Source organism: Sphingomonas sp. GW821-FHT03E12, from assembly GCF_059420685.1.
Genome location: NZ_JBWKUF010000006.1, coordinates 174341 through 196092 on the forward strand (window position 1 = coordinate 174341; position 21752 = coordinate 196092).

The following is a 21752-nucleotide window of genomic DNA, read 5'->3' on the forward strand; positions in this document are numbered from 1 at the left end:
ATGTCTCTCGGCCCCCTTGACTGGACCGGCGGACCCTTTCTCATTCTCTATCTGGTCTTGCTGGTCATCGTCGTGATCGCGGGGGTGCTGATTCCCGCCTGGCAACTGCCCGAAGGCCGCCGCCAGAAGGTCAGCGATCCTGATCAGCTTGCCTTCCTCGCCGGCGGCAAGGCGCGCTTCGCCGACAGCATCGTCGCGCGATTGCTCGCCGGGCGTGCGCTGGTGATGGACGGCAAGGACAAGCTCGACGTGCGGATGCGCAATGGCGCCAGCGCCGCGGAGAACAGCGTGCTCGCGCTCACCTCCCCGCTCGACTGGACGCGGATCGAACGTACGCTGCGACCTACCGCCGACAGCCTGAACGATCGTCTCCAGCGCGCAGGCCTCATGCTCACCAGCAGCGAGCGCGCCAATCTGCGCTACTGGGCGCTGCTGCCCTATCTCACGCTGCTGATGTTTGGTGCGACCAAATGGCTCATCGGCGAGGCCCGCGACCGGCCGATCGGCTTCCTCACGGTGCTGCTGATCGTCACCGCGATCTTCGCGCTGATCCGCGCCCTCACCATCCCCAAGCTCACGAGTGCGGGCATCGCCGCCCTCGGCGACGCGCGCGAGGAAGCGGACCGCATTCGCCGCGCCCCGCTCGCGGGCGAGATGGGGCTGGCGGTGGCGCTGTTCGGCACCACAGTGCTGCTCGGCTCCGATCTGGATGCCTTCCACAAGATGCGCGCGGCGAGCGGCGGCGACAGCGGCTCCTCGGGCGGAGACGGCGGCGGCGGTGATGGCGGAGGCTGCGGCGGTGGTGGCTGCGGGGGCTGCGGGGGCTGCGGGGGCTAGGCGCCAATCCTAAGCAAAGGCAGGCCTAAGCAAAGGCAGGCGATGCCTTGAGTTGCTGATACGCCTCGATCACCCGTTGCAGCATCGCCTCATGGCTGCGGTCGCCGCCATTGCGGTCGGGATGGTATTTCCGCACCAGCTCCGAATAGCGCCGCCGCAGCGCCGTCCGGTCCGCATCGACCTCCAGCGCCAGCGTGCGCAGCGCCTCGCGGTCCTTGCCCGACAGCGGCCGTCCGTCCTTGCGCTCGGCCGGCATGGCGTTGCGCCAGCGCGCACCGATCGCATCAAGCGGATCGCTGAAATCGGCCCAGCGCGGCGGCCGGTCCGCGCCGCCACTCGTCGCGAAGGCCCGCGTCTCGCGCTCCCATCCCGCCAGCGGCCGCTGCGCGTCATGGATCTCATCCGGGCTCATCCCGGTGAAGAAGTTGTAGCTCGTGTTGAACGCGCGGACATGATCGAGGCACAGCCAGCGATATTCGGGCGGCTGGTCACTCGGACGCCCGGCGCCCAGCAGCGGCGCGCGGAATTCGCCGGGTTCCGTACAGCCCGGCTCCGCGCACGGCCGCCCAGGCGCCTCCACCCGGCCGTGGAAGCGTGTGTTGGGACGATATTTGGGCGGCTGACGAGACACTCGAACTCCGGGCGGAAAACCGCCTATATAGGCGCGATGACCGATACCGCCACCGGACCCGCCGCCCGCGACATCACCGCTCGCCTGACCGCCGCACTCACCCCGTCGAAGCTCGATGTGATCAACGACAGCGCCAAGCATCGCGGCCATATGGGCGACGACGGCAGCGGCGAATCGCACTTCACCGTGGTGATCGAAAGCGCGGCCTTCGCCGGCAAGTCCCGCCTCGAACGCCAGCGCATGGTCAATCGCGCGCTCGGCGACATCATGGTCGAGCGCGTCCACGCCCTCGCCATCCGCGCGACCGCGCCCGGCGAAGTATGAGCGGGCGCACACCGCGCCCCGCGTCACGCATCTTGCTGACCGATCCGGACGGGCGCGTGCTGCTGTTCCGCTTCACACCGGACGATCGCCCGCCCTTCTGGTGCACGCCCGGCGGCGCGCTCGATCCGGGCGAAAGCTATGAGGCAGCCGCCCGGCGCGAGCTACGCGAGGAGACCGGGCTCGACCTCGATTGCGGGCCCGAAGTCGCGCGCCGCCAGGTCGAGTTCGTGACGATCGAGGGTGTCCCGGTCAGCGCCGACGAACGCTATTTCGCGGTGCGCACCGAAACCACGGTCATCGCCAGCGACGGCCATACCGACCTCGAACAGCGCGTGATGCGCGAATGGCGCTGGTTCGACCGCGCCGAGCTGGACCAGCACGACGAACCCTATTTCCCCGAGGACCTCGGGACGATGCTCGCACTGACGGAGACACGATGATGACCGACGATCTCTTCACCCAGACGATCCTGCCGACCACGCACGATCTGGGCGGGTTCAAGGTCCACCGCACCCTCCCCTCGCGCCCGCGCACGATGGTCGGCCCGTTCATCTTCTTCGATCAGATGGGTCCGGCTCACCTCGAGGTCGGCACCGGCATCGACGTGCGCCCGCACCCGCATATCAACCTCGCCACCGTCACCTATCTCTTCGCCGGTGCGATCGACCATCGCGACAGCATCGGCACCTTCGCCACGATCGAGCCGGGCGCGGTCAATCTGATGACCGCCGGCAACGGCATCGTCCATTCGGAGCGCTCGCCCCAGGCCCAGCGCGACGTCGGCCCCGAACTCTCGGGCATCCAGACCTGGCTCGCTTTGCCCGAGCGGTTCGAGGAGATCGACCCGGCGTTCGAGCATGTCGCCGCCGCCGACCTTCCCATCGTCGACAGCGGCAACGCCCGCGCGCGCGTCATCATGGGCTCGCTCTGGGGCGCCAGCGCACCGACCACCACCTATGCCGGCACCATCTATGCCGATATCGAGCTGGCGGCGAACGCCAGCGTGCCGATCGACGCCGAAGCCGACGAGCGCGCCATCTATCTCGCCATGGGCCAGGCCTCGATCGACGGCTGGGAGCTCGAGCCGCAGACCCTCTACGTCCTGCGCCCCGGCATCGCGGCGACGCTGCGTTCCGCGTCGGGCGGCCGCGTGATGCTGTGCGGCGGCGAGGCCTTCACCACCCCGCGCCATGTCTGGTGGAACTTCGTCTCCTCGGACCGCGACCGGATCAACCAGGCCAAGGAGGACTGGAAGGCAGGCCTCTTCCCCAAGGTCCCCGGCGACGACAAGGAATTCATCCCGATCCCCGAAGTCCCGAAGACCGTCAGCTACCCCTGAGGGCTTGAACCCGGCCGCAACCCGCCATACCCTCCATTCGAAAGAGGAGAGACATATGGCGGGTTTCGAGCTTCAGCGGATTGCACTGCCAACCGGCGTCGAGCTCGACGTCCCCACTGCGGGCGATCCCGCTGCGCCGGCGATCGTCCTGCTCCACGGCTTTCCCGAATCGCATCGCACCTGGCGCCACCAGATACCCGAACTGGCCAAGACCCATTTCGTCATCGCCCCCGACCAGCGCGGCTTTGCCCGCTCGTCCAAGCCCGAGGGTGCGGAGAACTATACCCCCGACAAGACCGTCGGTGACCTGATCGCGCTCGCCGACCATTTCGGCAAGGACCGCTTCGTCCTGATCGGCCATGACTGGGGCGGCGCGATCGCATGGATGGCCGCACTCCAGCATCCGAACCGGATCGAGCGCCTGATCATCGTCAACGCCCCCCACCCCTTCGTCTTCCAGAAATCGCTGTTCGACGACATGGAACAGCGCGCCGCCAGCCAGTATATCCGCCTCTTCCGCAACACCGGCCTCGAAGCTCAGCTCGAGGCGATGGGCCTCGGCACCTTCTTCGACACCACCTTCGCCCGGCACGCCGACCCCGCCTTGCTCGCGCCTGAGCGCGACGCCTATCTCGACGAATGGGGCCAGCCCGGCGCGATGACCGCAATGCTCAACTGGTATCGTGCCAGCGCCATCGTCGTCCCCGGCATGGACGAGACGCCCGAACGCCCCGCTTTCCTCGACGGCCCCTTCCCGCCGCTTCAGATGCCGGTGCTGGTCATCTGGGGCATGGGCGACAAGGCATTGCTCCCCGTCCAGCTCGAAGGACTCGACCAACTGGTCCCCGATCTCAAGGTCGTGCAGGTCGACGCTGGCCACTTCGTCCCCTGGGAGAATCCCGGAGCCGTCAACGCCGCGATCCGCGACTGGATTGACTAGAACCGGTCGAGGCCTGGGGTCTTGGTTAGCGTCATTCCCAACCGTCACCCCGGCCTTGTGCCGGGGTCCACCGGGAGGCATGCGCCGGAGAAGAGGCGCTAGCTCAGTCCGCAAGGCTGAGTGGACCCCGGCACAAGGCCGGGGTGACGAGGAAAGAGATGTAAGGTTCAGATGCCGACCCGCCCTAACGGCTGCGCCGCATACCCGGCGCCTTCTTCACCTCCGGATCGGCCAGCAGGCGCGCATAGTCCTCGCTCTCCATCGCCACCAGCGCGATCCGGCCTTCGCCATCATGATGGACGCCCCAACCGAACTGCTTGACCAGCGGCGACGCACGCAGGCACGCCTGTGGCTTGGCGAAGAAGGTCTCGCGATCCTTGTCCCCGCCGCGTGCGAGATGCGCGGCATGAAGCAGGTCGTCGCTGGTCATCGCATAAGGCCGCCCGTCGAGCAGCGCATGCTGCGCCCCGGCCACCGTTTCCGGCTTCTCGGGGATCGTCCCCACCGAAACCGGCGTGTCGGGCGATGCGGTGATCAGCGTATCGCGATAGTTGGTCGTCTTCATGCCACCCACTCCGCCCATGCGCCATGCGGATGGGCCTTGCCCAGCAGGCGCGGTTCGCCTCCCCCCGGCCAGTAGCGCACCACCAGCTCATGTTGCAGCGTCTCGCGATTCGCCTCCAGCATGATCCACGCCAGCGGCCGATCGGCGCTTGCCCTGGCGCCCGCTTCCTCCATCGCCGCGGTGATCCGCGCCCGCCGCGCGTCGCCCAGATACTGCCAGACGATCGAGTGCATCAGCACGCGGGTCGTCCCCGCCGCCTGCGGCAACGCCAGTTGCGCCTCCACAAATTCGGCGGCATCGGCCTGCACCAGATCGGGCTTCTGTTCCCCCGCCGACTGCGCCGCGAAATCCAGCCGCGCGAACCGCTCGACATGCTCGCGCCACACGAAAGCGCGCAGCCGCAGCAGCTGTACCGGGTCGGTCAAGTCCACCGGCGCGACATCGCACCCCTTGATCGACGCGAATGCCCATCCGGCCGGCACTCCCGGCGGCGGCGGCCCCCGCCATTCGGGCGCGATCCGCATCCCCGACTCGACCGGCCCTACGCCGACCCCGCCCAGCTCATATCGATAGCGGTCGATCATCAGATTGATCCCCGCGCTCGATCCGATCTCGATACAGTCCCAGCGCGGCGGCAGCCCCTGCCCCGCCAGCCACAGCAACGCCGCGACATAGCCCCATGACCGCCCCGCCTCATTGGTCTGCGGCGGCCCGTCGAGCCACGGCAGCAGCTCCGCATCGTGCCGCGCGATCGCATCGCCCACCAGCCGCTCGGCATCGGCCAGCGCTTCCGGCTCACCGGCATAGAGCGGCGCCAGCCCCGGCTCGGCCCCGCTCAGGTTCAACGCATGCAGCCCCGCCGCCGCGCGCAGCGGCAGCGCATCGGCCATCGGAATGCCCGGCCACTCGCGGATCGCCTTCAGGAAGGCGCCGGGACCGTCGAGATTGGCGAGAATCCCTTCGACCACGCGCATGGTGATCGTCCCGCCATTCGCCCGGCAATAGGCGACCTGGTTGGCGAAGGCCGCCCGCACATCGTTCGAGGTCATCCAGTCGCGCATCGCCGCTATCCTCCACCGAATCGCCCGCGCTTGTTGCGCCCGCACGCCCCCCCAAGTAAAGGCGCGCTGCCTCAGAGAGTCAGCCGATGTCCGAACCGATCATCCTCGCCGTGCCAAAGGGTCGCATCCTCGAAGAGGCGCTTCCCCTGCTTGCGCACGCCGGGATCATCCCCGAGCCGGCTTTTGTCGATGAAAACAGCCGCGCGCTGCGCTTCAAGACCAACCGCCCGGATATCGACCTGATCCGCGTCCGCGCGTTCGATGTCGCGACCTTCGTCGCGCACGGCGCAGCACAGCTCGGCATCGTCGGATCGGACGTACTCGCCGAATTCGCCTATTCGGAGCTCTACGCTCCCGTCGACCTCGGCATCGGTTATTGCCGCCTGTCGGTCGCCGAACCGGCCGAGCTCGCCGCGACCGATGATCCGCGCGGCTGGAGCCATGTCCGCGTCGCGACCAAATACCCCTCGCTCACCCGCCGCCATTTCGAGGCACGCGGCGTGCAGGCCGAGTGCATCAAGCTCAATGGCGCGATGGAGCTGGCGCCGTTGCTCGCCCTCGCCCCGCGCATCGTCGATCTCGTCTCCTCGGGCCGCACGCTCAAGGAGAACGGCCTGGTCGAGGTCGAGACGATCATGGAAGTGTCGAGCCGGCTCGTCGCCAACCGCGCTGCGTTCAAGACCCGGCCGGAGATCGTCCCCTTGGTTGATGCCTTCCGCCGCGCGGTCGAGGCCAAAGCAGCATGATCCGCCTCTCCACCTCCGAACCCGGCTTCGCCCAGGCGTTCCGTGAGCTGGTCGATGCCCGCCGCGAAGCCGATGCCGATGTCGCGCGCGATGTCCGCACCATCGTCGCGTCGGTCCGTGACGAAGGCGATGCCGCGCTCAACGCCTTCACCAAGAAGTTCGACCGCCACGACCTCAACGAGACCGGCTGGCGGATCGAGAAAGCCGATTGCGTAGCCGCGTACGACGCGCTCGAGCCGAAGCTGCGCGACGCGCTCCAGCTCGCCGCCGACCGCATCGCCGCATATCACGAGAAGCAGAAGCCGGCCGACAGCGATACCACCGACGCCGCGGGCGTCCGCACCGGCGCACGCTGGCAGGCGGTCGAGGCCGCGGGCGTCTATGTTCCCGGTGGGCGCGCGGCCTATCCGTCGTCGGTGCTGATGAACGCGATTCCGGCCAAGGTCGCGGGCGTCGATCGCCTCGTCATGGTCACACCGACCCCGAATGGCGAGGTCAATCCGCTCGTCCTCGCCGCCGCGCATATCGCCGGGGTGGACGAGATGTGGCGCATTGGTGGCGCGCAGGCGATCGCTGCGCTTGCCTATGGCACCGGCCGCATCGCCGCGGTCGACGTCATCACCGGCCCTGGCAATGCCTGGGTGGCTGAGGCGAAGCGCCAGCTCTACGGCGTGGTCGGCATCGACATGGTCGCCGGCCCGTCGGAGATCGTCGTGATCGCCGACGGCAAGAATGATCCCGAATGGATCGCCGCCGATCTGCTCAGCCAGTCCGAGCATGACCCCACCAGCCAGTCGATCCTGCTCACCGACGACGCGATCTTCGCGGGCAAGGTGGCGGAAGCGGTCGACCGCCAGATCGGCACGCTCTCGACCAAGGCGGTCGCGCGCCAGAGCTGGGACGCCAATGGCGCGATCATCCTGACCGGTTCGCTCGACGAGGCGATTCCGCTGGTCAACCGGCTCGCCCCCGAGCATCTCGAGCTCGCCTGCGACGATCCCGACGGGCTGTTCGCGCGCGTGCGCCACGCCGGCTCGGTGTTTCTCGGCCGCATGACGCCCGAGGCGATCGGCGATTATGTCGCGGGTCCCAACCACGTCCTCCCCACCGGGCGGCGCGCACGCTTCGCCAGCGGCCTGTCGGTGCTCGACTTCATGAAGCGCACCAGCTTCCTCGCGCTCGATGCCGCCGGCCTTGCCGCGATCGGTCCCGCAGCGGTCGCGCTGGCTGAGGCGGAAGGTCTTCCGGCGCACGCCGCCAGCGTGGCGAAGCGGCTCGGCTGAGACATGCGTTTCGCGAGGGGGTGACGCGCCGGGCGACCGGGCCTATATGCGCGCGCCATGCCTAGCCCAACCGCAAAGACCCGTTCCAAAGCCCGCGCCGCTGCGCGCCTCGCCGCCGTGCAAGCGCTCTACCAGCAGGAAATGGAGAAGACTCCGCTTCCCCAGCTGCTCAACGAGTTCCATCAGCACCGGCTTGGCGCGACGATCGAGGAAGCGGAGTATATCGACGCCGACCCGAATTTCTTCGACGACCTGGTCAAGGGCGTCGATGCGCGCCGTGACGAGATCGACGCACTGATCGCGTCCAAGCTCAGCAGCGACTGGAGCTTCGACCGGCTCGATCGCCCGATGCGCCAGATCCTGCGCGCCGGCACCTACGAACTGCTTGCCCGCAACGACGTGCCCACCGGCGCCGCGATCAGCGAATATCTCGACGTCACCGACGCCTTTTACGACCGCCGCGAAAAGGGCTTCGTCAACGGCCTGCTCGACGCCATCGCCAAGGCGGTGCGGAGCTGACCTGAACTAGCCCCTCCCGTTCAGGGGAGGGGTTGGGGTGGGGCAGTCGCCGCAAGCCCTTCTCTGCCCGCGCTCGACTGGCCTTGCTTGCAATGTTGGAACTGATTTGCTCGGCTCAGGGCGTGCCGGATTACCGGCCCGCCCTTTGACAACCGCATATGCGCGCCACCTGACACTGCGCGCGAAAAACATGTCTTCCGCGTCAACGTCCCCTCAGAGCCCTATCAATTTCGCTCATTCCGGGTAGGCGCTGTCAACTTAGCGCGGCGTCACATCCTTCGCTCGGCCCAGTTGGGGCGGCGCGACCACCTGCCCGCCGGCGAACAACGCCTCCAGCGCGTCGAGGTCGAGCATCCCGCCGGCGACATCCTTGCCCGCCTTGAACGTCGTGAAACCGTCGCCGCCGCCGCCAAGGAAACTGTTCACCGTCACGCGGTATACCGCATCGTCACGCATCGGCTTGCCATCCACCATCGGCATGATGATCCGCTGCCCCTCGGGCCTGGACAGGTCGTAGCTGTAGGTCAGCCCTGACGGGAACAGCAAAGCCGTGCCATCCTTCTTGGCGAATTGCTGCTCCAGCACCGCGCGCAGCTGCGCCCCGGTCAGCTCCTTGACCTGAAGGTTATTGCCGAACGGCTGCACCGTGTAGATGTCGCCGAACGTCACCTTGCCGTCGGTCGCGGTGATCGATGCGCGCACGCCGCCCGGGTTCATCAGCGCCACCTGCGCCCCGCTCGCCCGCGTCGCCGCGAGCTGCGAGTCGGCGATCAGCAGACCTAGCGGCGACTCCTTCATGTCGTCGTCCTCGTCGCGCAGGATCGGCGCGGAGGCCGTGCCCACCACCCGCTTCGCCCGCGGCTCCGCCGCCGCGGCATAGCGCGCGACATGCGCCGCCACCGCCGGATCGGCGGCAAAGGTCGGGAACGCCGCGCTCGGCCGCACCGGGCCCGCGCTGCTCGTCACGCCATCGCCCTGCACGATCACCTGATTGGCGTGCTTGGCCGTCACTCGCTTCGTCACGGGATCGAAGCTCAGATCGATATCGGTCAGCATCACCCCATTATTGCCCGCACTGGTCAGCAGCACCGGCTTGGCGGGGTTGGTGGCCGAATAGTCGCAGATATAGGCGCGGTGGGTGTGACCCGAGACGATCACGTCAACCGCCGGGGTCAGCCGATCCATGATGTCGAGGATGGGCCCCGACAGCCCGTCGCACTTCGCGGGCTGGTCGCTACGCGCGGGGTAGCCGCCCTCATGCACCAGCATTACGACGGCATCCGCACCCCTGGCCTTCAGATCCGCGGCCAGCTTGTTCGCCGTTTCGGCCTCATCGGCAAAGGTGATGCCCTTGATCCCCGCCGGATCGACATAATTGCCGGTCAGCCGCGTCGTCAGCCCGATAAACCCGATCGTCACCTTGCCCCGCCCGCTGCCGAAGCTCCGCAGCGCGGTACCGGGCAGCAGGCTGGTCCCGTCCGCCTGGATCGTGTTGCCGGCAAGGTAGGTGTAGCTCGCGCCCTTGAACGGCTCGATCTGGCACGGCTCGACCTTGGTCAGCTTGGCGCAGCCGCCGCTCTGGAGCCGCTTCAGCTCCCCTGTCCCGCGGTCGAATTCATGGTTGCCCGCGGCGTTGATCTCGAGCCCGGCCATGCTCAGCGCCTTGACCGTCGGTTCGTCGAGGAACAGCGAGGAGACCAGCGGGCTGGCGCTGGTCAGATCCCCCGCCGCGACCACGACGCTGTGTGCTGCCTTCGCCTTCAGCGACTTCACGGCGCTCGCGAAATAGGCCGCGCCGCCCGCGGGCACCTTGGCCACCGATCCGTCGGCGGCCTGCACGTCGATCGCCCGCCCCGGCGTCTCGAGCGCGCCGTGGAAATCGTTGAAGGCGATGATCTTGACCGTCACCGGCGCGGCCGGGCCCTCGGCCCGCTGCTGCGCACAGCCTGCCAGCGCCAGCGCGCCCAGCGCCGTCACAGTGATCCGCTTCATCGAAATGCTCCCGCGACTCGTTCGTGACCGCGGATACCAGTGCGGACCCTAGCCGTCACCGACGCGTTCGATATCCGCACCCACGCCCTGCAGCTTTTCCTCAAGCCGCTCATAGCCACGGTCGAGGTGATAGATGCGGCTGACTTGGGTCTCCCCATCGGCGATCAGGCCGGCGAGGATCAGGCTCATCGACGCACGCAGGTCGGTCGCCATCACCGGCGCGCCGACCAGCCGGTCAACCCCATGCACCACCGCGGTCCGCCCGCGCACGTCGATGTTCGCCCCCATGCGCGCCAGCTCGGGCACGTGCATGTAGCGGTTCTCGAAGATCGTCTCGGTCAGCACGCTCGCGCCATCGGCCTTGCACAGCATCGCCATGAACTGCGCCTGCATGTCCGTCGCGAAGCCGGGGTACGGCGCAGTCGAGAGCGTCAGCGGCTTGAGCGGGCCGTTGGCGGCAACCCGCACGCCATCGGCCTTCTCCTCGACGGTCACCCCCGCCTCGACCAGCGCGTCGAGCGTCGCGCGCATGTCGTCGCCCTTGGCGCCCTGAAGGAACACGTCACCGCCGGTGATCGCCGCGGCACAGGCATAGCTGCCTGCCTCGATCCGGTCGGGCATGACCTTGTAGGTCGCGCCATACAGCCGGTCGCGGCCTTCGATCGTCAGCGTCTCGCTGCCGATCCCGTCGATCGAGGCGCCCATCGCCACCAGCAGGTTGCAGAGGTCGACGATCTCCGGCTCGCGCGCCGCATTCTCCAGCACTGTGGTGCCGCGTGCGGTCGCAGCTGCCATCAGCGCATTCTCGGTCGCGCCCACCGACACCACCGGGAAACGGTAACGCCCGCCTGCCAGACGCCCGCCCGGCGCGGTCGCCTTGACGTAGCCGGCCGCCAGTTCGATCTCCGCGCCCATCGCCTCGAGCGCCTTGAGATGCAGGTCGATCGGGCGGTTGCCGATCGCGCAGCCGCCCGGCAGCGACACCGTCGCCTCGCCCGCACGACCGAGCAGCGGTCCCAGCACCAGGATCGACGCGCGCATCTTCCGCACGATGTCGTACGGCGCGACCGTCGAGGTCAGGCGCGAGGCGCGCACCGTCAGCACACGGCCGAAATCGTTGGGCCGCGTCCCCTCGATCGCGGTCGAGGCACCCAGTTCGTTGAGCAGGTGTCCAAACCCGTCGGCATCGGCCAGCCGCGGCAGATTGCGCAACGTCAGCGGCTCGTCGGTCAGCAGCGCGCAGGGCATCAGCGCGAGCGCCGAATTCTTCGCACCAGAGATGGCGATGGTTCCGGAAAGGCGCTTGCCGCCGCGAATGAGGATACGGTCCATTTTCGGGCTTCTATCGACTCGCGGGCGTCACGCAAGCGCGCACGGACACGAACCGGAGGCGACACGGAAATCAGTCGCTGGGCGTCGCTTCCGCACCACCCGACCCACGGGTGGGAGAACCCGGCACTATCGCGGCCACCGCATCCCCACCGCCGCCCCGCCAGCGGGGCCACCAGTTCAGATCGGGACGAACGCGCGTCATGATCTGCCAGAAGAGCGTCTCATCGCGCGGATCGCGGGGCGGGGGACCCTCGAGATCCTTGACCGGCATCACGCCTTCTCCAGCGTGCACTGGAGCGGGTGCTGGTTCTGGCGCGCGAAGTCGATCACCTGCGCCACCTTGGTCTCCGCGACCTCATAAGTGAACACGCCGCACACGCCTACGCCGCGCTGGTGGACGTGGAGCATCACCTGAGTCGCCTGCTCCATGTCCATCTTGAAGAAGCGCTGGAGCACCAGCACGACGAACTCCATCGGCGTATAATCGTCGTTGAGCATCAGCACGCGATAGGGGGTCGGCTTCTTGGTCCTGGCACGCGTGCGGGTCGCAACGCCGGTCGAGGCGTCGCCATCGTCGTCGCGGTCGGCATCGTCAGCCATCGAAATCGGTTGGAACGGCACTGTCATGAGGACTTCAAAAATATGATAGCGGTGAATCGAGGGCAAGGGCGCTAACCTCGATTTTCTGCAGGTCCGAACAGCAAAAAGGGCGACCGCTCGCGCGGCCGCCCCATTTGTTCGTTCCGTACCGGGGCGATCAGGCCGCGGTCTTCACCTTCTCGACCGCAACCGCGACGCGGCTGGAGATCGGCTGCGCGGCGTCGCCGGCCAGCTTGATGAAGGCTTCGGTGTTCTTCGAGGTCTCGGCGACGACCGAGTCGAAGACCGAGCGGACATAGTCGCTCTGCAGCTTGAAGAAGTCGGCCGGGGTCTTGACCGCCGACAGGTTCTTCAGGGTCGCGGTCGCGTTCTCGAACGACTTGCGGCTGTACTCGGCGGCGTCCTGACCCAGGGTTTCGAAGCCCTTGGCAGCGATCTTGCCGCTCTCGACGAGCGCTTCGACATTGCCCTTGGCGAAATCGGTGAATTCACCGGCCAGCTTGGTGTTCTTCTCGACGGCGGCCTTGGCGCGCTCGTTGAAGTCGGCGAACAGAGCCTGGGTCTTTTCGATCGTGTTTTCCATGATGTCAGTTCCCTTGGTTGCGGTTTCCGCCATCTTGGCGGCGGTATCTTCGATGATCTCGGCGACCGGCGCGGCGGTTTCCTCGACAGTCTCGGTAAGCGTATCCGCCAACACTTCGGCGGCCTCTGTCACGGTTTCGATCGCCGGCGCAGCGGCCGGAGCTTCGATGACCGGCGCCACTTCGGCGGCAATCGGTTCAACCTTCCGCGTTTCCACCTTCGGCGCAGCGGCCTTGGGCTTGATCACCGGGGTCTTCGCGACGGGCTTCTTCGCACCGGTACGTGGAGCCTTGCTGGCCATTGAACGTCCTCGCAGCGATTGTTGCGATGCAGCATATACGCTTCGAGCGAGACAGTTTCAAGACAGTTTTTTGTGCACTGCACAAAAACCATCAGCGGGTCTTCACATAGCTCCCGGGAGCATCACCAAGCCCTTCTTTTGACTTAGGAATTCTTGGCCCCTTCACCGCAGTTCGCGGCTCGCCGAATCCTTCGATCCAGCCCATCCAGTCGGGCCACCAGCTGCCCTTGGTCTCAGTCGCACCCGCAACAAACTCTTCCAGAGTCGCGGCAGCGGCTTCGTTCGTCCAATATTGGTATTTCTGCGCGGACGGCGGGTTGACCACCCCGGCGATATGCCCCGATCCGGCCAGCACGAAACGCAGCGGGCCCGCGAAATGCTCAGTGATCTTCCATACGCTGCGCGCCGGGGCGATATGGTCCTCACGCCCCGCCTGGATATAGGCCGGGGTCGCGACCTTGCCGAGATCGACCGGCGTATCGCCGATGCTGAGCGCGCCCGCCTGTGCCAGCCGGTTGTCACGATAGAGGTCCGCCAGATAGCTCGCATGCCATTTGGCGGGCAGGTTGGTGACGTCCGAATTCCAGTGAAGCAGGTCGAACGGCATATAGTCTTCGCCGAGCAGATAGTTGCTCGACACATAGTTCCAGATCAGGTCGCGGCCACGCAGCAGGTTGAAGGTCGCGGCCATATAGCGCCCGTCGAGGAAGCCATCGGTAGTCAGCGACTGGATCAGCGCCAACTGCTCGTCATCGACAAAGACGTTGAGGTCGCCTGCCTCGCTGAAATCGACCTGCGCGGTGAAGAAGGTCGCGCTCTTCACCTTCTCCGCCTGCCCGCGCGCGGCGAGCACCGCCAGCGTCGCAGCGAGCGTCGTCCCGGCAACGCAATAGCCGATCGTATGGACGCCATCGACGCCCAGCAGTTCACGCACACTGTCGATCGCGTCGATCTGGCCATGCTGGACATAATCGTCCCACACGACATCGGCCATCGACGCGTCGGCAGACTTCCAGGAGACGACGAACACCGTCAGCCCCTGCGCCACCGCCCAGCGGATGAAGCTCTTCTCGGGGCTCAGATCGAGGATGTAGAAGCGGTTGATCCACGGCGGGAAGATCAGCAGCGGCGTCTCGATCACCGTGTCGGTCGTCGGCGAATACTGGATCAGTTCGTAGAGCGGGGTGCGCTTGACGACCTTGCCAGGGGTCATCGCGATATTCTCGCCCAGCGCGAACACGCCCTCGGCGGTCTGGGTCATCTGGCCCTTGCTCAGATCCTTGAGCATGTGCGCCAGGCCCTTGAGCAGGCTCTCGCCCTTGGTCTCGACGATCTTCTCGAGCACCACCGGGTTGGTCGCGGGGAAGTTGGACGGGCTCATCGCATCGATGAATCCTTGCGTCGCGAACCGCGCCTGCTCCCTCTGCTTCGGCGTCAGTCCGTCGATCGCATCGACGCCCTTGAGCAGGTGATCGGCAACGGTGAAATAGCTTTGCCGGATGAAATCGAACACCGGCTGTTCGCGCCATTGCGGCGCCTTGAACCTTTTGTCGCGCGCCTGTTCGGGCGTCTCCTCGAACGTCCCCGCCTTGGACGGGTCGAGGAAGCGCTGCCACAGCGTCATGGTATCGGCCCAGAAATCGGCGCCCGCCCGCATCGCCGCGGCGGGATCGACCGGGGCCATGGCCGGCAGATTCGGCAAGGACGGCATCTGCGGCGCCTTGGCCATCAGGTCGAAGCCCTGCTCCATCAGCATCTGCTGCGCGCGGCCCCAGACCCAGGTCCAGTGCTGGAGATCCTCGAGGCTCGGGGCCGCTGCCTCGGGCGCTGCCGCCGAGGGCGCTTCCGCCTTCACCTCGGGTTTCGGTTTCGGTTTGGCGGCGGGTTTGCGGGGCTTGGTCGATTTCGCGGTCTTGGGAGCCGCAGTCTTTTTCTTTTCCGCCACCACTCGCCTCTCCTCTGGCATGCCCGCCCGCCCCCTGTATAACGGCCCCGCGCATCCAGCGCGACCTCAAGAGGAGCTCACCGAGAAATACGATGTCCGAAGAATTCTACCGCATGAAGCGCCTGCCGCCCTACGTCATCGCCGAAGTCAATGGCATGCGGGCAGCAGCACGAGCGGCAGGCGAGGACATCATCGATCTCGGCATGGGCAACCCCGACCTGCCGCCGCCCCAGCATGTCATAGACAAGCTGTGCGAGGTTGCGCAGAAGCCCTCCGCACACGGCTATTCGCAGTCCAAGGGCATTCCCGGCCTGCGCCGCGCCCAGGCGAACTATTATGGCCGCCGTTTCGGCGTCGATGTCGATCCCGAGACCGAAGTCGTCGTGACGATGGGGTCGAAGGAGGGGCTGGCCAGCCTCGCCACTGCGATCACCGCGCCGGGCGACGTGATCCTGGCGCCCAACCCGTCCTACCCGATCCACACCTTCGGCTTCATCATCGCGGGCGCGACGATCCGCGCGGTGCCGACCACGCCCGACGAGCGCTATTTCGAGAGCCTCGAGCGCGCGATGAACTTTACCGTGCCGCGCCCCAGCATCCTGGTGGTGAACTATCCGTCGAACCCGACGGCGGAGACGGTGGACCTCGCCTTCTACGAACGGCTGGTCGCCTGGGCGAAGGAGAACAAGGTCTGGATCATCTCCGACCTTGCCTATTCGGAGCTCTATTATGACGGCAAGCCGACCGTCTCGATCCTTCAGGTCAAGGGCGCGAAGGACGTGGCGATCGAGTTCACCTCGCTGTCGAAGACCTATTCGATGGCCGGCTGGCGGATCGGCTTCGCGGTCGGCAACAAGGATCTGATCGCGGCAATGAGCCGGGTGAAATCCTATCTCGACTATGGCGCCTTCACGCCGATCCAGGCCGCGGCCTGCGCCGCACTCAACGGCCCGCAGGATATCGTCGAGGCCAATCGCCAGCTCTATCACAAGCGCCGCGACGTGCTGGTCGAAAGCTTCGGCCGCGCGGGCTGGGACATCCCTTCGCCCGCCGCGTCGATGTTCGCCTGGGCGCCACTGCCCCCGGCGCTCGCGCATCTCGGCAGCCTCGAATTCTCGAAGCAGCTCCTCAGTCACGCCAAGGTCGCGGTCGCACCGGGCGTCGGTTACGGCGAGAATGGCGAAGGCTTCGTCCGCATCGCGATGGTCGAGAATGAGCAGCGCCTGCGCCAAGCGGCGCGCAACGTGCGCAAATATCTCCAGTCGATGGGCGTCAACACCGGCGTCAAATCGGCCTGACGGATATGGGACGCGAAGGCTTCGACTTCTCGACGCGCCTTCGCGTCCGCTATTCGGAGATCGACGGGCAAAAGGTCGTCTTCAACTCGCGTTATCTCGAATATGCGGACGTCGCGCTCAGCGAATATTGGCGTTGGCTGAAGCTCTCCGAACTGTCCGAATGGGAAGGCATGGAGTTCCACGTCGCCCGCGCCACCGTCGATTTCCAAGCGCCCTTCCGCTATGGCGACGAGATCGACGCCTGGGCCCGTACCGACCGGATCGGCACCTCCAGCCTCACCAGCCGGGTCGAGCTCTGCCACGCCGAAACCGGCGCGCTCCATACGGTGATCGAGCTGGTCTACGTCAATGTCGATCTGGATGCCGGCACTTCGTCGCCGGTCCCGCCCGCCATTCGTGAGCGCATGCTTCCCACCCGCTGAACTGCCGAAGGGAAACCGCCTCTTAACCCTGCCCGGTTAGAATCGCGCTACGATGTTGGAGTTCGCGCGTCCAGGCCGCAGCACGCTCATTGCCGGGGGCGTGGGTGTCGCATATTTCGCGCTCGCACTCGCTGCAATTTCCTTCACCCGGCTCTCCGACAACGTCGCCTTGCTCTGGCTTGCCAACGCGCCGTTGCTGGCCGCGCTCTGCACCCGTCCGGCGCGCGAGCATCGGCAGCTCCTGCTCGTCACCGCAGTCGCGTCCGGGCTGGCGACGACGGTGATCTCGCCCTTCTCGCCGCTCGCGCCAATCTTCATCCTAGCCAATATCGGCGAAGTCGTGCTCGGCTGGTATCTGCTGCGCTATCTGGGCCAGGCACGCGGTGTCTTCCTGCGCTTGCGCTCTATTCCGGCCTTCGTCCTGTCGGCAGGGTTCATCGCGCCAGCCGCAAGCGGCTCGATCGCCGGAATCACCTTGTGGCTCGCGCATGGCACTGAACCGGCATTCACCTGGACCAACTGGATGATCGGCCATGGCCTGGGCGTCCTGATCGGTACCCCGGTTGCCCTGCTCGCGCTGGGCGGACGTGCCTATTGGGAGGGGCTGACCCGCCGGATCGACGTCGCTCGCCTGATCCTGGTGATGACCGGGACGATCGCGGTCGTCACCGCAACCTTCGCCCAGAACCACTTGCCGCTGCTGTTCCTGCCGATCCTTCCGGCGATCATCGCGACGGCAATGTTCCGCTTCGCGGGCGCGGCGCTCAGCGTGTTCGCGATCACGGCGATCGGCGCGATCTTCACCATGGCAGGCTATGGGCCAGTCGAACTGGTGATCGGGAGCCAGGCGCTCCACCTCCAGTTCTTCCAGTTCTACCTCGGCATCGTCTTCCTGATCGTCCTGCCCTTCGCCACGCTGATGGCGGAGAATCGCCGCCTCGCCGATGCCGTCGCGGCGAGCGAAGCGCGCTACCGGATGATTGCCGACCACGCGTCGGACGCGATGCTGACGCTCGACCCCTGGGGCACGATCCGCTTCGCCTCCCCTTCCGTGCGCGAGCTCACCGGCTTCGAGCCACTGGCGCTGATCGGCCGGAACGCACTCAGCCTGATCGCTGAAGAGGATCGCGAGCATGTCCGCACCGTCCATCTGGCGGCGATCGCCACGCCCGATTCGGCACATCGTGTCGAATATCGCGGCCTGACCGCGGCCGGCGCCACGCGCTGGTTCGAGACAACCGCGCGCGCCGTGGCCAAGGAAGACGGGCGCGTCGCGAGCATCGTCAGCGTCGTTCGCGACTTGAGCCAGTACAAGGCGCGCGAAGCCGATCTGGAACGCCAGGCGACGACCGATCCGATGACCGGCGTGCTCAACCGTCGCGCGTTCGAGCGGCGGTTATCGGAGAACGCATCGCGCGAATTCGGCCATGTCGGCACGCTGGCGGTGCTCGATCTCGATCACTTCAAGGGGGTGAACGATCGGCTCGGCCACGCCGCGGGCGATGCCGCATTGCTCAGCTTTGCCGATCTGATGCGTGCCAATCTGCGCGGGGAGGACGCGATCGCACGCCTTGGCGGCGAAGAGTTCGCCATTCTGTTTCCGACGCTTTCCGCGCCCGCGGCGCTCGCCACTTGCGAACGCCTGCGCCGTGCGCTCGAACGGACCGACATCGCCGCGGCGGAGGGGAATTTCCGTGTCACGGTCAGCATCGGCCTCGCGCCCATGCAGCCCGGCATCCCTGCGGACGAGCTGATGCGCCGCGCCGACGCCGCACTCTATCGCGCCAAGTCCGCGGGCCGCAACCGCACCGTCCTCGCCGACAGTTGAGGGATTACTCCGCCGCCTCCTGCGCGGCATTGCGCCCCTCGCCCGCGACATCTTCGGGCAACGACCAGAGCAGATCGTGCTTGGTCAGCGGGCGGCCATCATGGCTCATCACCTGCACAGGCGCGATCCGCCGGTGATCGCGCGCATCGACCAGCACCGGGGTCGCAGGCATCCCGGTCTCCCAGCGCTCGCCCCACTGGCGCAGCGCCACCATCGTCGGCAGCAGTGCAAAGCCCTTGTCGGTCAGACGGTACTCCACCTTGCGCCGGTCATCGTCGCAGGTCTGGCGCGCCAGGATTCCGTGATCGACCAGCCGCGCGAGGCGGTTGGCCAGGATATTGCGGGCGATGCCCAGTTCGGACTGGAATTCCTCAAAATGATAGAGGCCGTTGAACGACCCGCGCAAAATCAGGAAGGACCATCGCTCGCCCATCGCCTCCAGCGCGGCGGGCAGGCTGCAGTTGTTGGCCAACTGACGAAGCGGTTCTCGCAGTCCATTCTGACCCATAACCGACGAACCTACTCCAAATTCCGTGGTGGACAAACCGCTTAAGTTGCCGCAATGCAGCACTAGTTTCCGATTGCAACTTAATGTCTATCGATATAAGTAGCGATTCGCAACCTTTGTTGCGTATCCCCAGGGAGAATTGCATCATGACCCGCCTCGTTTCGCTTGCCGCCGCCGCGCTGTCGCTCGCGGCGATCATGCCCGCCGCACACGCCCAGTCGGGCGCCCATTATGCGGCGACCGCGGTCGAAGCACCCGGCAAGAGCAGCTTCGTCACGCAGAACACGATCTGGAAGTGCAAGGACGCCGTGTGCACCGCCCCCCGCGCCTCGTCGCAGGACAAGGTGGTGTGCGAGCGCGTCGTGCGTAACGTCGGCACCCTGTCCGCCTTCACGGCAGGCGGCACCGCATTCGACGCCGAGGCGCTCGCCGCCTGCAACGCGCGCGCCAAGTAAGTCACACCAAAGCCACACCGGAGCGGGCATCGGCATTGCCGGTGCCCGCTTTGCGTTGAAACTTATTGCAAAGCAGCAGCCCGCCGCACCATCTTGGAGCCGTGCTGCGTCAATATGAACTTGTCGATCGGGTCCTGAGCTACGATCCCGAAGCGGATGAAGCGCTTCTCAACCGCGCTTACGTGTTTTCGATGCACGCGCACGGCAGCCAGAAGCGCGCATCGGGCGATCCCTATTTCAGCCATCCTATCGAGGTGGCGGGCATCCTGACCGACCTGCATCTCGATGACGAGACGATCGCGACCGCGATCCTCCACGACACGATCGAGGACACGGTCGCGACGCCCGAGGAGATATTGAGCAAGTTCGGCCCCAGCGTCGCGCGGCTGGTGGACGGGGTCACCAAGCTTTCGAAGATCGAAGCACAGACCGAGAATGAGCGCGCTGCGGAGAATCTCCGCAAATTCCTGCTCGCCATGTCGGACGACATTCGCGTGCTGCTGGTCAAGCTGGCCGACCGGCTGCACAACATGCGCACGCTTCATCACATCCCGAAGCCCGAGAAGCGCCGCCGCATCGCGCGCGAGACGATGGATATCTATGCGCCGCTCGCCGAGCGGATCGGCATGTACGAATTCATGACAGAGATGCAGACGCTCGCCTTCCGCGAGCTCGAGCCCGAGGCCTATGAATCGATCACGAAGCGGCTTGAGGGACTGAAGGTCGAAGGCGAGGACCGCATCGCCAAGATCGGCTCGGGCTTCAAGCTGCTGCTGTCGCGCGGCGGGGTGGATGCCGAAGTGCTGGGGCGCGAGAAACACCCCTATTCGATCTGGAAGAAGATGTCGGAGCGGCACGTCAGCTTCGAGCAGCTTTCGGACATCATGGCCTTCCGCGCCATCGTCGGCACCGAAGAGGAATGCTACCGCGCACTCGGCATCATCCACCGCCGCTGGCCGTTCGTGCCGGGGCGGTTCAAGGACTATATCTCGACGCCCAAGCGCAACGGCTATCGCTCGCTGCACACCACGGTGATGCACGCGGGCGACACCCGGGTCGAAATCCAGATCCGCACGCAGGAAATGCATGCCCAGGCCGAGCACGGGCTCGCCGCCCACTGGGCATACAAGCAGTCCGGCGTGCGCCCTGATACGCAGGTGCGCTGGATCCAGGATCTGGTCGAGATCCTCGAGACCGCCGAAAGCCCGGAGGAGCTGCTCGAGCATACCCGGATGGCGATGTATCAGGACCGGATCTTCGCCTTCACGCCCAAGGGCGAACTGATTCAGCTGCCCAAGGGCGCGACCCCGATCGACTTCGCCTATGCCGTCCACACCGATCTCGGCGACCAGGCGGTCGGCGCCAAGATCAACGGCCAGGTCGTACCGCTCCGCACCGAAATCCAGCAGGGCGATCAGGTCGCCATCCTTCGCTCCAAGGCGCAGCGGCCGCAGGATAACTGGCTCAACTTCGCGATCACCGGCAAGGCGCGCGCCGCGATCCGCCGGCATCTGCGGCACAAGGAGCTGGACGAGACGATCGCGCTCGGCCGCAAGCTCTATGACGACATCGTCCGCCGCCTGCCCGTGCCGATCGGCGAGGAAGCGCTGGGCGCCGCGCTGACGCGGCTCAAGCTGGACGACGCCGATGCGCTGATGGAGGCGATCGCGCGGCGCAAGCTTTCCGATATCCAGGTGATGGAAGCGCTGATGCCGGGATCGACCGAGGGCGACCTTGCTCCCCTCCCCGCGACACGCGATCCGATCTCAATCAAGGGCCTCACCCCCGGCGTCGCCTTCACCCTCGCGCCCTGCTGCCACCCGATCCCGGGCGACCGCATCGTCGGCGTGCGCCAACCCGGCGAGCCGATCGAGATCCACCAGATCAGCTGCCCCAAGCTCGACAATGTCGAGGACAAGGACTGGATCGACATCGGCTGGGGCGACAAGGCCGAAGGCGGTACCGCGCGCATTGCAGTGACGGTGAAGAACGAGCCCGGTGCGCTCGGCGCGGTCGCGACCTTACTTGGCCAGCACAAGGCGAACATCCTCAACATCCGCTTCGACACGCGCGACACGACCTTCCACACAAACATGATCGACCTGGAGGTGCGCGACGCGGCGCATCTGATGAAGCTGATCGGCGCCTTGCGCGCAGCGGATGCCGTGAGTTCGGCGGAGCGGGCCTGAAAGATTCTTGCGGCGGCAAACGGGTGCGCTAGGCTGGCAGCACACCAGCCGAAAG

22 protein-coding genes are annotated in these 21752 nt (G+C 66.4%); 13 read left to right on the plus strand and 9 right to left on the minus strand.

Annotated features, from left to right (window positions below):
* Positions 1-837: a TIGR04222 domain-containing membrane protein gene (locus AC07TU_RS18770; protein WP_495189455.1), complete on the plus strand. Its 837-nt coding sequence runs from the start codon at positions 1-3 to the stop codon at positions 835-837.
* Positions 838-862: 25 nt separating this feature from the next.
* On the opposite strand, the gene AC07TU_RS18775 is transcribed toward AC07TU_RS18770, so the two are convergent.
* Positions 863-1468, minus strand: a complete 606-nt coding sequence (locus tag AC07TU_RS18775; protein ID WP_495189456.1) for a J domain-containing protein — start codon at positions 1466-1468, stop codon at positions 863-865.
* Between the two features lie 36 nt (positions 1469-1504).
* On the opposite strand from AC07TU_RS18775, the gene AC07TU_RS18780 reads away from it, so the two are divergent.
* From AC07TU_RS18780 to AC07TU_RS18795, 4 genes are read left to right on the plus strand one after another with little or no spacing between them, the layout of a single operon-like run.
* Positions 1505-1792 carry a BolA family protein gene (locus tag AC07TU_RS18780; RefSeq protein ID WP_495189457.1) on the plus strand — a complete coding sequence of 96 codons (288 nt, stop codon included), beginning with the start codon at positions 1505-1507 and terminating at the stop codon, positions 1790-1792.
* A complete protein-coding gene (locus tag AC07TU_RS18785) occupies positions 1789-2232 on the plus strand; it encodes an NUDIX hydrolase (RefSeq protein WP_495189458.1) in 444 nt (147 codons plus the stop codon). The genes AC07TU_RS18780 and AC07TU_RS18785 overlap by 4 nt, the downstream gene beginning before the upstream one ends.
* Positions 2229-3131: a pirin family protein gene (locus AC07TU_RS18790; protein WP_495189459.1), complete on the plus strand. Its 903-nt coding sequence runs from the start codon at positions 2229-2231 to the stop codon at positions 3129-3131. Before AC07TU_RS18785 ends, AC07TU_RS18790 begins: the two co-directional genes overlap by 4 nt.
* A 55-nt stretch (positions 3132-3186) precedes the next feature.
* Entirely contained in the window at positions 3187-4071 is an 885-nt protein-coding gene (locus AC07TU_RS18795) for an alpha/beta fold hydrolase (RefSeq protein WP_495189460.1), read from the plus strand.
* A gap of 184 nt (positions 4072-4255) precedes the next feature.
* Here the strand turns inward: AC07TU_RS18795 and AC07TU_RS18800 are convergent, their stop codons facing one another.
* Complete coding sequence (locus tag AC07TU_RS18800) at positions 4256-4636, minus strand: DUF6157 family protein (RefSeq protein WP_495189461.1); 381 nt, start codon at positions 4634-4636, stop codon at positions 4256-4258.
* Positions 4633-5697 (minus strand): DUF2332 domain-containing protein, encoded by a 1065-nt coding sequence (locus AC07TU_RS18805; protein WP_495189462.1) that lies wholly within the window; start codon positions 5695-5697, stop codon positions 4633-4635. The genes AC07TU_RS18800 and AC07TU_RS18805 overlap by 4 nt, the downstream gene beginning before the upstream one ends.
* 86 nt (positions 5698-5783) lie before the next feature.
* Between AC07TU_RS18805 and hisG the strand changes: the two genes are divergently transcribed.
* Genes hisG through nusB form a run of 3 tightly spaced genes read left to right on the plus strand, consistent with a single transcriptional unit; the run spans position 5784 to position 8245 of the window.
* Positions 5784-6443: an ATP phosphoribosyltransferase gene (gene hisG / locus AC07TU_RS18810; protein ID WP_495189463.1), complete on the plus strand. Its 660-nt coding sequence runs from the start codon at positions 5784-5786 to the stop codon at positions 6441-6443.
* Positions 6440-7726: a histidinol dehydrogenase gene (gene hisD / locus AC07TU_RS18815; RefSeq protein ID WP_495189464.1), complete on the plus strand. Its 1287-nt coding sequence runs from the start codon at positions 6440-6442 to the stop codon at positions 7724-7726. The genes hisG and hisD overlap by 4 nt, the downstream gene beginning before the upstream one ends.
* Positions 7727-7783: 57 nt before the next feature.
* Positions 7784-8245 (plus strand): transcription antitermination factor NusB, encoded by a 462-nt coding sequence (nusB, locus tag AC07TU_RS18820; protein ID WP_495189465.1) that lies wholly within the window; start codon positions 7784-7786, stop codon positions 8243-8245.
* Between the two features lie 258 nt (positions 8246-8503).
* Here nusB and AC07TU_RS18825 read toward each other — a convergent pair whose 3' ends face one another.
* From AC07TU_RS18825 to AC07TU_RS18845, 5 genes are all read right to left on the minus strand, one after another.
* Positions 8504-10237, minus strand: a complete 1734-nt coding sequence (locus AC07TU_RS18825) for a bifunctional metallophosphatase/5'-nucleotidase (RefSeq protein ID WP_495189466.1) — start codon at positions 10235-10237, stop codon at positions 8504-8506.
* 48 nt (positions 10238-10285) lie between these two features.
* Positions 10286-11569, minus strand: coding sequence for a UDP-N-acetylglucosamine 1-carboxyvinyltransferase (murA, locus tag AC07TU_RS18830; protein WP_495189467.1), 1284 nt, complete (start codon positions 11567-11569; stop codon positions 10286-10288).
* A gap of 270 nt (positions 11570-11839) precedes the next feature.
* Positions 11840-12169 (minus strand): ATP-dependent Clp protease adapter ClpS, encoded by a 330-nt coding sequence (gene clpS / locus AC07TU_RS18835; protein WP_066580901.1) that lies wholly within the window; start codon positions 12167-12169, stop codon positions 11840-11842.
* 157 nt (positions 12170-12326) lie between these two features.
* Complete coding sequence (locus AC07TU_RS18840; protein WP_495189468.1) at positions 12327-13052, minus strand: phasin family protein; 726 nt, start codon at positions 13050-13052, stop codon at positions 12327-12329.
* A 91-nt stretch (positions 13053-13143) separates the two neighbouring features.
* On the minus strand, positions 13144-14907 hold the full coding sequence (locus tag AC07TU_RS18845; RefSeq protein WP_495189502.1) for a PHA/PHB synthase family protein: 1764 nt from the start codon (positions 14905-14907) through the stop codon (positions 13144-13146).
* Between the two features lie 182 nt (positions 14908-15089).
* On the opposite strand from AC07TU_RS18845, the gene AC07TU_RS18850 reads away from it, so the two are divergent.
* The 3 genes from AC07TU_RS18850 to AC07TU_RS18860 are packed head-to-tail and all read left to right on the plus strand — an operon-like array spanning position 15090 to position 18545.
* Positions 15090-16295, plus strand: a complete 1206-nt coding sequence (locus AC07TU_RS18850; RefSeq protein WP_495189469.1) for an LL-diaminopimelate aminotransferase — start codon at positions 15090-15092, stop codon at positions 16293-16295.
* Between the two features lie 5 nt (positions 16296-16300).
* Positions 16301-16717: an acyl-CoA thioesterase gene (locus AC07TU_RS18855; protein ID WP_495189470.1), complete on the plus strand. Its 417-nt coding sequence runs from the start codon at positions 16301-16303 to the stop codon at positions 16715-16717.
* A gap of 52 nt (positions 16718-16769) precedes the next feature.
* Positions 16770-18545: a sensor domain-containing diguanylate cyclase gene (locus AC07TU_RS18860; RefSeq protein WP_495189471.1), complete on the plus strand. Its 1776-nt coding sequence runs from the start codon at positions 16770-16772 to the stop codon at positions 18543-18545.
* Between the two features lie 4 nt (positions 18546-18549).
* Here the strand turns inward: AC07TU_RS18860 and AC07TU_RS18865 are convergent, their stop codons facing one another.
* Positions 18550-19053, minus strand: coding sequence for a winged helix-turn-helix transcriptional regulator (locus AC07TU_RS18865; protein WP_495189472.1), 504 nt, complete (start codon positions 19051-19053; stop codon positions 18550-18552).
* A 146-nt stretch (positions 19054-19199) separates the two neighbouring features.
* Between AC07TU_RS18865 and AC07TU_RS18870 the strand changes: the two genes are divergently transcribed.
* Together AC07TU_RS18870 and AC07TU_RS18875 are read left to right on the plus strand one after the other, a co-directional pair.
* Positions 19200-19508, plus strand: a complete 309-nt coding sequence (locus AC07TU_RS18870) for a CC_3452 family protein (protein ID WP_495189473.1) — start codon at positions 19200-19202, stop codon at positions 19506-19508.
* 101 nt (positions 19509-19609) lie between these two features.
* On the plus strand, positions 19610-21697 hold the full coding sequence (locus AC07TU_RS18875) for a RelA/SpoT family protein (RefSeq protein ID WP_495189474.1): 2088 nt from the start codon (positions 19610-19612) through the stop codon (positions 21695-21697).
* Positions 21698-21752 lie beyond the last annotated feature (55 nt).